Annotated in this window: 15 protein-coding genes; 7 read left to right on the forward strand and 8 right to left on the reverse strand. The window is 61.9% G+C overall.

The genetic code is table 11. The features are described 5' to 3' along the window. Positions 1 to 191 precede the first annotated feature (191 nt). The gene (locus tag OKW27_RS18115; protein WP_167368753.1) at positions 192 to 338 is read right to left on the reverse strand and encodes a hypothetical protein; all 147 of its coding nucleotides are present in this window, start codon (positions 336 to 338) and stop codon (positions 192 to 194) included. Between the two features lie 219 nt (positions 339 to 557). On the opposite strand from OKW27_RS18115, the gene OKW27_RS18120 reads away from it, so the two are divergent. The 3 genes from OKW27_RS18120 to OKW27_RS18130 all read left to right on the forward strand — a co-directional run bounded on the left by OKW27_RS18120 (position 558) and on the right by OKW27_RS18130 (position 2,558). Continuing rightward, positions 558 to 1,139, forward strand: a complete 582-nt coding sequence (locus OKW27_RS18120) for a cytochrome b/b6 domain-containing protein (RefSeq protein WP_429334297.1) — start codon at positions 558 to 560, stop codon at positions 1,137 to 1,139. A gap of 3 nt (positions 1,140 to 1,142) precedes the next feature. Continuing rightward, entirely contained in the window at positions 1,143 to 1,937 is a 795-nt protein-coding gene (locus OKW27_RS18125; RefSeq protein ID WP_429334298.1) for a molybdopterin-dependent oxidoreductase, read from the forward strand. Between the two features lie 219 nt (positions 1,938 to 2,156). Continuing rightward, positions 2,157 to 2,558: a DUF3597 domain-containing protein gene (locus OKW27_RS18130; RefSeq protein ID WP_429334299.1), complete on the forward strand. Its 402-nt coding sequence runs from the start codon at positions 2,157 to 2,159 to the stop codon at positions 2,556 to 2,558. Between the two features lie 258 nt (positions 2,559 to 2,816). Here OKW27_RS18130 and OKW27_RS18135 read toward each other — a convergent pair whose 3' ends face one another. Both OKW27_RS18135 and OKW27_RS18140 read right to left on the reverse strand, forming a co-directional pair. Further along, a complete protein-coding gene (locus OKW27_RS18135) occupies positions 2,817 to 3,089 on the reverse strand; it encodes a hypothetical protein (protein ID WP_013091148.1) in 273 nt (90 codons plus the stop codon). A gap of 329 nt (positions 3,090 to 3,418) precedes the next feature. Next, the gene (locus tag OKW27_RS18140) at positions 3,419 to 5,119 is read right to left on the reverse strand and encodes a Na/Pi cotransporter family protein (protein ID WP_429334300.1); all 1,701 of its coding nucleotides are present in this window, start codon (positions 5,117 to 5,119) and stop codon (positions 3,419 to 3,421) included. Between the two features lie 370 nt (positions 5,120 to 5,489). On the opposite strand from OKW27_RS18140, the gene OKW27_RS18145 reads away from it, so the two are divergent. Together OKW27_RS18145 and OKW27_RS18150 are read left to right on the forward strand one after the other, a co-directional pair. After that, positions 5,490 to 6,230, forward strand: coding sequence for a 3-ketoacyl-ACP reductase (locus OKW27_RS18145; protein WP_090809155.1), 741 nt, complete (start codon positions 5,490 to 5,492; stop codon positions 6,228 to 6,230). 173 nt (positions 6,231 to 6,403) lie between these two features. Next, positions 6,404 to 6,808 carry a Fis family transcriptional regulator gene (locus OKW27_RS18150; protein WP_184067430.1) on the forward strand — a complete coding sequence of 135 codons (405 nt, stop codon included), beginning with the start codon at positions 6,404 to 6,406 and terminating at the stop codon, positions 6,806 to 6,808. 16 nt (positions 6,809 to 6,824) lie between these two features. On the opposite strand, the gene OKW27_RS18155 is transcribed toward OKW27_RS18150, so the two are convergent. The 5 genes from OKW27_RS18155 to coxB are packed head-to-tail and all read right to left on the reverse strand — an operon-like array spanning position 6,825 to position 12,296. Continuing rightward, the gene (locus OKW27_RS18155; protein ID WP_429334301.1) at positions 6,825 to 8,153 is read right to left on the reverse strand and encodes a c-type cytochrome; all 1,329 of its coding nucleotides are present in this window, start codon (positions 8,151 to 8,153) and stop codon (positions 6,825 to 6,827) included. Beyond that, a complete protein-coding gene (locus OKW27_RS18160; RefSeq protein WP_429334302.1) occupies positions 8,153 to 8,569 on the reverse strand; it encodes a hypothetical protein in 417 nt (138 codons plus the stop codon). Before OKW27_RS18160 ends, OKW27_RS18155 begins: the two co-directional genes overlap by 1 nt. Next, a complete protein-coding gene (locus OKW27_RS18165; RefSeq protein ID WP_429334303.1) occupies positions 8,566 to 9,207 on the reverse strand; it encodes a cytochrome c oxidase subunit 3 in 642 nt (213 codons plus the stop codon). The genes OKW27_RS18160 and OKW27_RS18165 overlap by 4 nt, the downstream gene beginning before the upstream one ends. 1 nt (position 9,208) lies before the next feature. Beyond that, positions 9,209 to 11,206: a cytochrome c oxidase subunit I gene (gene ctaD / locus OKW27_RS18170; protein WP_429334304.1), complete on the reverse strand. Its 1,998-nt coding sequence runs from the start codon at positions 11,204 to 11,206 to the stop codon at positions 9,209 to 9,211. A 28-nt stretch (positions 11,207 to 11,234) separates the two neighbouring features. After that, entirely contained in the window at positions 11,235 to 12,296 is a 1,062-nt protein-coding gene (gene coxB / locus OKW27_RS18175) for a cytochrome c oxidase subunit II (protein WP_429334305.1), read from the reverse strand. A gap of 357 nt (positions 12,297 to 12,653) precedes the next feature. Here coxB and OKW27_RS18180 point away from each other — a divergent pair, with 357 nt between their 5' ends. Together OKW27_RS18180 and OKW27_RS18185 are read left to right on the forward strand one after the other, a co-directional pair. Further along, positions 12,654 to 13,091: a DUF2778 domain-containing protein gene (locus tag OKW27_RS18180; protein WP_429334306.1), complete on the forward strand. Its 438-nt coding sequence runs from the start codon at positions 12,654 to 12,656 to the stop codon at positions 13,089 to 13,091. Beyond that, a complete protein-coding gene (locus OKW27_RS18185) occupies positions 13,088 to 13,363 on the forward strand; it encodes a hypothetical protein (protein WP_090809143.1) in 276 nt (91 codons plus the stop codon). The genes OKW27_RS18180 and OKW27_RS18185 overlap by 4 nt, the downstream gene beginning before the upstream one ends. The last annotated feature ends 409 nt before the right edge of the window (positions 13,364 to 13,772 follow it).

Genomic DNA, 13,772 nt, shown 5'->3' on the forward strand with positions numbered 1-13,772 from the left:
CAGATGAAGCGGGAATGAACTCGCATAGAACGGCAGTGAGACGCCCCGCTTTTCCGATCAACATGGATGCGCCGCGCTGGTAGCGGATTTGCCCCGCGCAAAAAGAGCACAAAAAAAAGCGGCATGACCGTGCTATGGCCATTCCGCTTCGGGCTGAGCCGGCCTCGCGAGACCGGCCGGCTGGTACTCAATTACCGTTGTGCGCTACCCGGCTCAGGGTGCTGCGACACCCCTTCCGCGCTGCAACCTTCGAGCCAGCGTCCGTCCGTAGTCAGGAATGTCGTATGCTGCGTTTCCCATGCGGCGGGACGGCCTTCCTGCGCGATGTGCATCGTCATTGAAAGTCGATAGCAAGAACGAAAAGATTTCAGACACGACAGAATAACCGTCGATCGATCGCGATACCGCTTCGGGCGCAATGCCAGTCAGACGCTCGCAGCGTACCTCGTCGCCCGATCCTGCCTGCGGCCCCATACCGGCGCCGACGGCATCCCGTTGACGGCTTCCGCGGCACCGGAATGATTGTCAACGAGCATGGAGTGGTCTTGAGGCACAACATGGTTCAACCCGGATGGGTGCGAATTACGCACTGGATCAATGCCGTCGCGGTCGTGCTGATGGTAATGAGCGGCTGGCAGATCTACGACGCGTCGCCGATCTTTCCCGCAATTGAGTTTCCACCTTCGATCACGCTTGGCGGCTGGCTCGCCGGCGCGCTGCAATGGCATTTCGCAGTGATGTGGCTGCTGGTCGCCAATTTCATCGTCTATCTGGCGCTGAATCTGGCGACCGGACGCTTTCGACGCAAGCTGCTGCCTGTCCGGCCGAAACAGTTGGTCGTCGATCTGCTCGCTGCGCTGAGCGGGCGCCTGAAACACGACGACCTCGCGCACTACAACTCGGTGCAAAAGCTCGCCTATCTCGCCGTGATCGCCGACATCCTGCTGATCGTGTTGTCGGGGCTCGCCATTTGGAAGTCGGTGCAGTTCCCACTGCTGCGCACGCTGATGGGCGGATATGACAACGCGCGCGTGGTGCACTTCATGTGTATGAGCGTCCTGGTGGCGTTTTTCGTCATTCACCTCGCGATGGTTGCGCTCGTGCCCCGCTCGCTGCTGTTGATGCTACGCGGACGGTAAATCATGACGATCCGAAAACGAACCGCGCAACAAGGCACCTTCCTCGCGACGCATGGCGAATCGATCATTCGCGATGCTCAGCGCGAACTCAAATCGCCTGCGCGCCGGCTGTTCGGCCGGCGGCTGCTGACGTTAGGCGGCATCGCGCTGCTGTCCGGTTGCGATCTGACCGACGACAAGGCGGTGAATACCGCGCTGCGCCGCATCTCGTTCTTCAACGACGACGTGCAGGCACTGCTGTTCGATCCGAACAAGCTGGCGCCCACGTATCCGGCATCGATGATCACACGGCCGTTTCCGTTCAATGCGTTCTATGGCGTCGACGAGGTGCCCGAGATCGATGCCGCGACCTACCGTCTGCAGGTCAGCGGCCTCGCGTACGGCAAGCGTACGTGGACGCTCGACGAACTGCGCGCGCTGCCGCAGGAAAGCCAGATCACGCGTCTTATCTGTGTCGAAGGATGGAGCGCGATCGGTCGCTGGGGCGGCGTGCGCTTTTCCGAATTCCTGCGCCGCGCGGGCGCGGACACGAGTGCAAAGTACGTGTCGCTTCATTGCGCGGACTACAACTACTGGACGAGCATCGACATGCCGACCGCGCTCCACCCGCAGACGCTGCTCACGCTGACTTACGACGGTGACGTGCTGCCGCCGAAGTATGGTTTCCCGATGAGGCTGCGTGTGCCGACCAAGCTCGGCTTCAAGAATCCCAAGCATGTCGTCGCTATCGAAATCACGAACCAGTATCCGGGCGGCTATTGGGAGAACCAGGGCTACAACTGGTTCAGCGGCTCGTGACGCAATGATGTTTTGCTCGTTCCATCAACCACGCACAGCGTCATGTTGACGTGACGCGGGCTAAGTCGTGCCAGGATCATTGCGCGCGAACCAATACGAGCAGTCGACGGGTTGACAAAATATTACGTTTTTCACTGTGGTAGATCGCGTAGCATAGTGGGGGTATGTCCTGCGAGCGCCCCCACTCGCATTCGTCATTCAACCGCGGAGATTTCGGAAATGAGTATTTTTGGTGACATCGTGCACAAGCTGTTCGGCAAAGCGAAGCCGGACCAACCTCCCCCCGCGACGGAACCCACCCCCGACCCGGCCGCCGCGCAAGCCGCGACGCCCAGCGCTCCCACCGCGCCCGCGCCGCTGACCGACGTCGACGTGGCCGCCGTGATGGATCAACTCGTCAGCGAAAGCGGACAGACGTTGAACTGGCGTACGTCGATTGTCGACACGATGAAGGCACTCGGCGTCGACAGCAGTCTCGAACACCGCAAGCAACTTGCGCAGGAATTGAAGTACAGCGGGGACATGAACGACTCCGCGAGCATGAACATCTGGCTGCACAAGCAGGTGATGCAGGCGCTCGCGGCAAACGGCGGCAAGCTGCCGCCCGATCTGGCAAGTTAAGCAGGACGAAGCAGGCGTTTCGCAGTAAGCGAGGCGCAGTAAAAATCACGCAGTAAAAATCACGCAGTAAAAATCAAACCCTCAGTCCAGGTTGCCCGGTCGAAGCACGAAACCGGGCAACCGGACACTTCTCCGCTCGGCAATCAATGCTCGCACAATCGACTATCGAGAGCGCGCACTGCCCGCGACAGCACGATTGCCATCAGCCCACGTATCGAAACGCGGGTGACGGAACACATTGCGATGGAATAGACGCGGCTATTGCGCCGCGGTGAGCTTGAGTCCCGGCCGCAACGGCTGGGGAGGCTCCAGAGGAGCCTTGCGTTCGTCCGATACCTGTTCGATTCCCTTTCTCGTGACTTCTTCGAGGAAGGTCAGGCGAGCCCGATAGTAATCGGCACGCAGCTGTGCGTCGAGCACGAGCTGTTCGGCCTGAAACAGTTCCATGCGCAAGTTGTTCAGCGCGCGTTCGGCCTGTTTCTCGGGAGTAGGAGCATGTTGTGAAGCCCAGTTAGCAAGCCACCTTATCATGGTGAAGCCCTCCTTGAGTTCAATGCTCTGCTGCGACAAAGGCTATCAAATTATGGATGCGGCGTGTGTTAAATCGCTTCAGGCGTTGCTTATTGTGCGAGTTACCGTGGGTCGTCGCACGATCGACTTCACCGCCGCGCCTTGACTACTGATACCACAACACGCGCGAGGCGAAAAAAGCCCGCACAGCAAAGGCGGGCAATCCCACTCTCTTTGAAAGCGTGTCACGAGGATGACACGCCACAAGTTTAGAGCTCGCGCAACCCCAACGTCCGTGTGCTGGCGATCACTTTGCGCGAATATATCGATCTCCAATCATGCGTCGCGCGTTATTGCAGCTCTTGAAGCGCTGCCACATTTTTCGCAATGGCCCGCGCGAACTGCGCGATCTGCCGGCCCTGCTCGATCAGATCCATGGCGATCCGGAACGTGACCACGTCCGCCTTGTCCGCCAGTTGAAGCTTCGCGAGCACGACCTGACGCGCGGTCGCGGCGAGCTTGTCGATGCCGGCCTTCGCGTCGACGACCTTCGCGACCTCTTCCGGATCGCTCGTCGCAATCGTGCGGATCGCCTGCTCGAGATTGCGGATCACCGCCTCGGAAAACTGCGTGGTCGCCGCATCGCGCAGACGCAGCAGATCGATCTGCTGCGTCATTCGTTGTTGTCCGACCGTCATCAGCGTCATGCCGACAATGCCGCTGATGCTCTCCAGATGACTCGTGACCTGCGTATAGCCGACCACCTGCTGACCTTCTTCCTCCGAGTGCTGCCGCTGCGACAGGCGGCCGATATATTGAAGAATCTCGAAGGCCAGCCGGTCGCTTTCCTTGTCCTGATCGAGCATCTGATTGATCTCTTCCATCGTGCCGGTCGACACCATTTGCGAGCCGCGTTGCACAACGTCGAGCACCTGCGCGCCGAGCCGGGTCAGCTCGATACGCACGCGTTGCAGTGCAAGCGCCGGCACCGCCAGCGACGTCTCGTCGAGATACTGCGGATCACCCGCGGGTTTGGCGGCCTTCGCGCGCTTCGGCACGACCAGTTGCGCGAGCCGCGCGATCGGACCGGCAAACCAGATCAGCAGCAGCGTGTTCGCGACGCTGAACAGCGTATGCACATTGGCTACCTGACGCGGCGCTTCGGCAGCGAGGCGCGCAAGCCCTTGCAGTTCCGGATGCGACGGCGATATCCAGCGCACGACCTCCGCCATCTGCGGAATCAGGAAGAGCGCAATCACGACGCCGAGCACATTGAAGATCAGATGCACGACGCCGACCTGCAACGCTTCCGGTGGCTTGCCGATCGAGGCGAGCAGTGCCGTGCCGCAGGTGCCGACATTCGCGCCGAGAATCAGCGTGATGGCGGCTTCGAGCGGCATCAAGCCCTGGCCGCTCAACGCAATCACGACCGCGAGCGTCGCCGCCGAGCTTTGCACAACCGCGGTGAAGACCGCCCCCACGATGACGCCGACGAGCGGATTGCGCATGTCCTGCATCGCGTCGATGAACGGCTGATAGGTGCGCAGCGGATGCGTGGACTCGCCCATCAGCTGGATGCCCATGAACAGCAGTCCTAGCCCCATTACGACGCGTCCGATCTGCCGCAGCAGCTCGCGCGGGGCAAACGCGTGCAGCACGAAGCCGATCGACAGCATGTACGGCGTCAGACGCGAAACGTCGAAGGCGATGATCTGCGCGGTGATGGTCGAGCCGATGTTCGCGCCCATGATCATCGGCACCGCCTGGGTCAACGTCATCAGGCCGGCGGACACGAAACCGACCATCAGCACCGTCGTGATGGTCGACGAATTCAGCAGCGCGGTCACGACGGCGCCCGCCACCACGCCGCGAAACCGGCTTGCGGTCAGCACGCCGATCAGCGACTGCAGTTTCGATCCCGCGATCGCCTTCAGGCCGCCGGTCAAGAACTCCAGACCGAGAAGAAACAGCGCGAGGCCGCCAATCAACAGCCCGAAGATCCCAAGGAAGTTCAACCTGTCGGGATCGATGTCAGCAAGATAGTCAGCCATCCTGATGCGCCTCTGATGATCACACGAATAGAGCGGGAGCGAGGGACGGCTTCGCGCCCCGCATCGACGACCGTGCAGGCAGCCTGCCGCACGGTGTCCGGGGCAGGTACTTAAGGCTAAGGGTAAGAGGAAGACGGCGCGCAGGCAAGGACGGGAGGGCGGCCGGCAGTCTCGAGCGCCCCCGGAGTTCGCAAAGCATGCAACCCGCAATCGACGTAATTCATTGCCCCGTCAAGCAACGATTCCACCCCTGATTTGGCAGTTAACCCGTAGGTGAAAATGCCCATCGTCCCAGCCATTGGCCGCTGCCAATAATAGGTCCATCCTCCAATCAAACTTGCTCAACTCACCCAAACAAGAAGGAGGACTTATGGCAAACCGTGTTGCATACGTAACCGGCGGCATGGGCGGTATCGGAACCGCCATTTGCCAGCGCTTGCACAAAGAGAACTACACCGTCATCGCGGGCTGCGGCCCGAACTCGGCGCGCAAAGCCCGATGGCTGGAAGATCAGAAAGCGCTCGGCTATAACTTCGTCGCATCGGAAGGCAACGTCGCGGATTGGGAGTCCACCGCGAAAGCGTTCGAGAAGGTCAGGAAAGAAGTTGGTGAAGTCGACGTGCTCGTCAACAACGCGGGCATCACGCGCGACGGCATGTTCCGCAAGATGACGTTCGAAGACTGGGAAGCGGTGATCGACACCAATCTCACGAGCCTGTTCAACGTGACCAAACAGGTCATCGAGGGCATGGTCGGCAGAGGCTTTGGGCGCATCATCAACATCTCGTCGGTCAACGGCCAGAAAGGCCAGTTCGGGCAAACCAACTACTCCACGGCCAAGGCCGGCATTCATGGCTTTACGATGTCACTCGCGCAGGAAGTGGCGACCAAGGGCGTGACGGTCAACACCGTGTCGCCGGGCTACATCGGCACCGACATGGTCAAGGCCATCCGTCCGGAAGTACTGGAAAAAATCGTTGCGACAATTCCGGTACGGCGTCTCGGCACGCCGGAAGAGATTGCGTCGATCGTCGCGTGGATCGCGTCGGATCAAGCGGGCTTTGCGACCGGGGCGGATTTCTCGCTGAACGGCGGTCTGCATATGGGCTAACGGGAACGGCGCCGCGTCGCGCGCGGCGCAGCCGTTTTCCGTTATGGACGTTGTCAGGTTCCGTGATGGTGTAGCGGCCGGCGCGAGCCGGCTGCCTCAGTGAGCTTATGACCAGAAAAGCGAGCCCTACTCGCGCTGCACCCGCGAAGTCGCCGCGCACGCACCCGAAGGCTATGCTGCGCCCGATCGTACCTGCCAAAGCAGGCGAAATTTCGCTCGACTATCACATGACGCTCGAGGCATTACGCAGCGGCGTCGCCAATCAATATCACGTCGGCAGCATGGCGCAGGCCATTTACATGGCGATGCTGCTGAATCAGCGCGGCTATGGTTCGGCCGTACCCGAGCTGTTTCGCGACGCGGAGGGCGCGATTCTGCGCTGCCGGCAGGCAGGACTCGAAACGGGCCTCTGCGTGGTCGATCACGACGCCTACGCGCTACTCGGTCAGGTTCTCACGCTCTTCGATCAGCAACTCGCGGCGGCGCCAGTACGGGAGTTGATCGCGGTCAATGCGAAGCTGAAGACGCTGTTCAGCGCCGCCAATGGCCACTGCGACGGCAACGAGAACACCGCATGACGAGGCGCGTTGGCATTTACTTGCGCAATGCGCCGCGCACGCTCGACACATCGTTTCGCGTGACCGGTCCGGCCATATTTCCCCATGTGGTCCGAACAAACGTGAGCACGCGCGCCATTTCGGTGTCCGTCAGCTTGCCGGCGAAAGACGGCATCTTGCGCGGCTCCGGTCCCGACTCGGTATGCGGACTGCCCCCGCCTTCGACCAGCAAGCGCACCAATGACGCGCTCGACGCCGACAACACCGCGGGGTTGCCCGCGAGGCGCGGATACTTGTTCGGCACCCCCGCCCCATCCATCTGATGACAGCGCGCGCAATACGATGCGTAAATGCCCGCGCCGGGTCTTTCCACATCCCCGGTTTTCAGCGCCCGTACGGTTTGCTGCGCGGCGGCGGAGCGGGCGTTGAAATAGCCGCTTGGCGCGCGCGGCGGCAGGCTCTTCAAATACGCGGCGATCGCCGCGAGATCGTCGTCGTTCAGGTACTGCGTGCTGTCTTCGACGACCTGAACCATGCTGCCGAACGGGATGAGTCCGCCGCCGTGGCCGTTTCGAAGGAACTCGACGATGTCGGTCGCGGAACTGCGGCCGAGCCCCGAGCCCGGGTCGGCGCTCAGGTTCGGCGCGAACCAGTGATCGTTGGTGCCTCCCGTCAGATAGGCCGATGCCGACTCGTCATAGCCGCGCTCTTCGTACGCCGGTCCGCGCGGCGTGTGGCAGGCGCCGCAATGGCCAAGCGATTGCACCAGGTACGCGCCGCGATTCCATTGCGCATCGCGTTTCGCATCGGCTTTGAACTGGCCTTTCGGCGCGAATGCCCAGTCCCAGAACATCAATACCCAGCGCTGATTGAATGGAAACGGCAAGCGCGTTTGCGGGGCGGGCGCCGCGACCGGTTGCACGCCGTGCATGAAGTATGCGTAGAGAGCATGCATGTCGTCGTCGGTGATCTTCGCGAACGACGGGTACGGCATCGCCGGATAAAGCCGCTTGCCCCCAGGCGCGATGCCCTCGCGCAACGCGCGCGCGAAGTCGTCATAGCTATAGCGGCCGATGCCGTATTGCGGGTCCGGCGTGATGTTCGCCGTATAGATCGTGCCGAACGGCGAACCCATGCCGAGGCCGCCGGCAAACGGCGGCGTTGCTTCAGGCGCCGCCCCCGGATGCGGCACGCGCGGCGCGGCGGTGTGGCAACCGGCGCAATCGGCGGCTTTGGCGAGATATGCGCCGCGCGCGACCTGCGCGGCGTCGGTGGAGGCGCTGGCGGCGTTTGCGGTCGCAGCTATCGTCAGCGGGCATGCGGCCGCGATGGCGAACCTGAGCGCGTTGAGAACGTCGCGCTTCATCACCACCACCTGCACGGCGACACGATCGCGACCGCGGCATCCGTTGCGATCAATGCGAACAGAAACAGCGTGCTGCACATCACCGCGACGCGCGTCAGAAACCAGTCGAGTTCGGCACGCGTGCGGCGCACGCCGTTCAGCGCACCGAACTTCAGTGGCGCGACGCGGCGCAAATTGCGCCACGCGACCCACGTGCCGAACGCGCCCGCGATCAGACACACGGTGCCGAGCGCGACGAGCGCCGGACGCATCCACGACACGAGCGGCGCGCCGAGCGGATGGTTGTACGGATAGCAGGCCTGCGCCGCGAGCGCTTCCGCGAGCATCATCTGCAACAGCCACGCGAACGGCGCCGCGAGCAGACCGATCAGCACGTAGGGCATCGAGATGTGCGAGTCTCTGGGCGCTGTCGTCATGACCACTCCCGGAACAGATACGGCGTCAGATACAGCGTGCTGAAAATGAACAGCCAGACGGCATCGACGAAGTGCCAATATAGCCCACCGACCGACAGCGCCGCGCAGCGTTTGTCGTCGAAATAGCCGAGCGCGGTCCAGATCGCCAGCAGCGTCAGCACGACGATCCCGACCAGTACGTGCGCCATGTGAAAGCCGGTAATCGTGAAGTACAGCGAACCATAGAGATGCGAGGTCAGCCCATAGGGGTGGTTGTGCCATTCGCGCAACTGAATGCCCAGGAAGATGCAGCCCAGCACGATGCCCACCGCCATCGACGCGACACCGAGCCGCAATCGCCGCCGACGCACGCAGCGCTCGCAGAACCAGACGAACACGCTGCTCGATAGCAGAATGACCGTATTCGCGCTGCCGAGCCCGAGCTTCGGCAATCCTTCCGGCGGCCAATGCTGCTGGCTTTGCGAGGCCAGATACAGATACGAGAAGATCAGATAGCCGAACAGCGCGCCTTCGGTCGTGATCAGCGTGAAGCAGCCCCACCAGCCGCTCGATCGCTCGCCCGCGCTGCCAACCGGCAACGCACGCGCGGTCTCGTCCGGTTCGCTCGACGAGCGATTGAGATCCAGTGCATCGCTCATGTCAGCCTCCCGCATCCTCGACCGCGACCGGCTCGCGCTGGATCAGCGCGCGCTCGGGCCACAGCCACGTGATGATCGAGACCGCGCAGCCGGCCAGCATCGCCCCCACGAACACCCAGGCGGTCAAGGCGAGCCCCGCGAACAATAGCGCGGCAAAGACCGCGAGCCAGAACGGCGCGTACGAATCTTCGGGCATCTTCAGGATCACGTCGGGACTCGCCTCGAGCGCGGTCGTGCCCAATGCTTCGCGACCTTGCGCGAGCAGATAGCCTTCGTCGAGTTGCGAGCGTGTTTGAACCGCGTCGCCCGGCTCCTCGATCCGGCCTTCCCACAACGGATGCCGGCTCGCGAGCGTCGGCACCACCGCGAAGTTGTACGGCGGCGGCGGCGAGCTGATCGACCATTCGAGCGTCGGCGCGTCCCACGGATTGTTGCCGGCGACCTTTCCGCGCCTCAGGCTCACCGCTATATCGATCAGAAACAGCAGCACGCCGGCCGCAAACAGGAACGAACCGAGCGACGTGACGAGATTCACCGTGTTCCAGCCCATGTCGGCGGGATACGTGTACATGCGGCGCGGCATGCCGAGCAGTCCCGCGATATGCATCGGAAAGAACGCGACGTTGAAGCCGATGAAGAGCACCCAGAACGCGAGCTTGCCGAGACGCTCGTTCGTCATCCTGCCGGTGAATTTTGGAAACCAGAAGTAGATGCCGCCGATCACCGGAAATACGTTGATGCCAAGCAGCACGTAGTGCAGATGCGCGACGACGAAGTACGTGTCGGTGAGTTGCCAGTCGAACGGCACCGCGGCCGTCATCACGCCGGAGACGCCGCCGATCACGAACAGCAGCACGAAGCCCGCGAAAAACAGGAACGGCACGCGATACACGGGGCGACCGGTCCAGATCGTCGCGACCCAGGCGAACGTCGCGACCGCGCTCGGCACCGCGATGACCATGCTGGCCGAGCCGAAGAACGACAGCGCGAGCGCGGGGATACCGGTCGCGAACATATGGTGAATCCACACGGCAAAGCCGACCACCATCGTCGCGACCGTCGCCAACGCGACCGGCCCATAACCGACCAGCGGCCGGCGGCAAAAGACCGGCAACGCATCCGACACGATGCCCATGGCCGGCAACACGACCACGTAGACCCACGGGTGCGCGAAAATCCAGAACAGGTGCTGCCAGAGCAGCGGCCGCCCGCTATTGAGCACGTCGAAGAAATGCGTGCCGATGCGGCGGTCCATCCACAGCATCAGAAACGCGAGGCTTACCGACGGCACCGCCAACAGATTACCGGCCGACGCGGTCAGCGTGCCCCACACGAGCACCGGCACGCGATCGAGCGACATGCCCGGCGCGCGCATCCTCAGTAGCGTGACGACGAAGTTCATCGCGCCGACCGTCGTCGAAATGCCGAGCAGCACCATGCCTAGCGCGTACACGTCGATATTCGGGCCGTTGCTGTACTCGAGGTCGGACAGCGGCACGTAGTTGAACCAGCCGGCGTCGGGCGCCTGTCCCGTCGGAAAACTCGCATACAGGAAGATGCCGGCGAACAGGAACACCCAATACGACAGCGCGTTCAGGCGCGGAAAGGCCATGTCGCGCGCGCCGAGCACGAGCGGCCATAGATAGTTCGAGAAGCCGGACAGAACGGGCAGCGCGTACAGAAAGATCATCGTCAGTCCGTGCATCGTGAACAGCTGGTTGTACTGTTCGGGCGTCAGCACCGTTGCGTTGGGGCGCGCCAGTTGAACGCGCATAATCAGCGCTTCGACGCCGCCCATCAGCAGAAAGATGAACGCGGTCACCAGGTAGCGCAAGCCGATGGTCTTGTGATCGACCGTCGAGAACCAGCCGCGCCAGCCGGGCCGCGACTCCCAGATTTCGCGCAGCCGCTTTTCCTGCTCGCTGCCGAGCTCGACACGGCCGCGCCGCGGCGTGCGGGTCAGCGCGGGTAGCGAAGCGGAAACGGGATGATCGGACATTGAACGGGCTCCTCGAGTGCGATGCGCTTCAATGCAGCGTCGCGAGATACGCCGACAACGCGGCGGCCTCGCTGGTGGTCAGCGCGATACTGGGCATCAATGCATCGGGTTTGATCCGCTGGGCGTGCTCGATCCAGTCGAGCAGATGGTCGGGCGTGTTGCTGAGCGCGCCTGCCGCGATCGTGCGACGCGAACCGAGATGGGTCAGATCGGGTGCCTGCACGCCAGTCGCCTTGGTGCCGCGAATCGTGTGGCAGCCCGCGCAGCGCTCCTCGAACAGATGCTGGCCGGCCGCGACGGCCGCGTCGCCCGTGGGCACGGTGGCAGCGCGTCCCTGCGCGTCGCGCCACGCGTTGAACGCCGCGGCGTCCTGCGCGATCACTTCGAACGCCATATGCGCGTGCTGCGCGCCGCAGAACTGCGAGCACTGCCCACGATAAATACCGGGACGGTCCGCCTGCAGCCACTGCTCGTTGGTTTGGCCTGGAATCGTCTCCGTCTTGCCCGCGAGTTGCGGTACCCAGAATGCGTGCACGACGTCCGCGCTTTTGAGTTCGATCTTCACCGGCTCACCGACCGGAATATGAATCTCGTTCGCCGTGGTGAAGTTGCGGGCGGGGTTCGGATCGTCGCGGTAGTCGGCTTTCCACCACCAGTCGTAAGCGGTCACGGTGATCGTCAATTGCGGATCCGACGCGGGCGACGCCACCGATTCGAGCGTGATCAATGCATAGACCAGCATCGCCAACAGCACGACCGACGACACCGCGGTGCCGATGAACACCCAGCGGATGCCGCCGGGCTCGGCGCTCAGCGCATCCGGTTGCGCCACGGGACGCTTGCGGACCATCGCGCCGATCAACAGGCCAGCGACGAACAGCGTGACCAGCGTCACGATCGCGGTGAAAACCCAGCCGAGGTACAGCGTCGGACGAGCGGCCGGGCCAGCCGCATGCAGGAAGTAGTTCAGCGGCGCCACCGTGTTCGCGTGTGCGGAGTTGGCGAAACCGATAGCGAGCGCCGGTAACAACGTGACGCTGCCGCGCGTGACGCGCCGGCCTGACGTTCTGGATGCTTCCGCTGCTGCCACTGAGAACCCCGCTGACAGTGATGACCTTTCGACACGCGCCGTCCCCTGCGAACGAGGCGACGTCCGAGCACATCAGCAAAAATCAGGCCGCGTCTGCCGAGGGTGCGGGCGTGAGGTTCGCGCTGACTCGAACAGGTCAGCAGAAGGGTGCATTCGCTCGGTTATGCGAACGCGTAGACGAGTTGCTGCGTAGGCAGGAATTGTTGCTGCGGAAATTTTTTCAATAATGGCCTTCTCAAAATAAATTGCCTTTAAAATGGCCGCGCGGCATAACTGAACTATTTTTCTTATATCACACTTGTCAGTCGATATGGAGGACTGATGCTTCAATGCTCATTCAAACTGAATAATAAGCCAATGAGCGAATTTCGCATTGGCGCGCTAGCGTTTCCCGCGTACTCTGGGCAGGAAGGTTATATCAATAGGGCGGCTGGAATGTGCACGCCGAAGTATGGCGCCATTCCCGTCGGCAGGTATTATATTTTTGACCGAAGGTCCGGAGGCATTCTTGGGCCATGGAAAGATCAGCTTAACCTGAATGGCAATAACAAGAGCGAATGGTTCGCGCTCCACGCTATCGACGGCGATATTGATGACGACAAACTCTTATGCGACGGAATCATTCGCGGCCGATTCCGATTGCACCCAAAGGGAAGATTGGGGAAAAGCGAGGGCTGCATAACTATCGATCAACTCGCGGACTGGCGTCATATCCGTTCAATACTAACCGATACGCCGAAAGTTTCAGTTCCCGGTTCGGAACTTAAAGCGTACGGTGAAGTGATGGTGAGATGAGAAAGCTCCTAATCTGCCTCGCGGTCGGTTTCGGCTTACTGCTCGCAATCTTTGCCAATGCGCTGTGGTGGATGATGAATCCCGAAGCGCCCTTGAACTTTTCGAACCCGATATGGAAATTGGCGGTTCGTCTGTATGGGGTCAAGACGGCATATCAAGAATCCGACCTGGCCTTCCTCATGTCGTCGGCCGCAATCGTGCTAGGGTTCGCCGCAGCTGTGCTGGTTTTCCGGCGGAGCAGGAAGCGTGGTCAGCGAAAGCTTGACGACTAACCATCTCCCGGTGGAAATAATCGCTGTCTCAGCACCAAAAGTTGCGCCTGAAGCCCGCCGCCCAGCGGGTTTCGCGCGGCTCGCTCCGCTCCCACGTCCGGTCGCCCAGCCTTGAAAACCGTGTCATGCCATTGACGGCGCCCAGCGCTTTCGGCAAGGCTTCTTGCACTCGTGGGCCGAGAACATTCTTCAAGGCAGTTTTGCCGTGGCACGGTCCCATCATGACGGCGGTAGCTCAATTTCTCCGTCGTCGCCTTCCGCCGATGTGTCGTATATCAGAGAGTCCTCTGTCCAAAACAGCCGGATTCGCTCTGGATATCGATAAACTCTCGCGGCGAGCAATTCCGCCGTAGTTGCCCGGTACAGCCTCAAGGCGATCCGGTCGCGAGGCAGATATGCATACCGGGCG

Source organism: Paraburkholderia sp. 35.1 (assembly GCF_050436525.1).
Lineage (GTDB): Bacteria > Pseudomonadota > Gammaproteobacteria > Burkholderiales > Burkholderiaceae > Paraburkholderia > Paraburkholderia tuberum.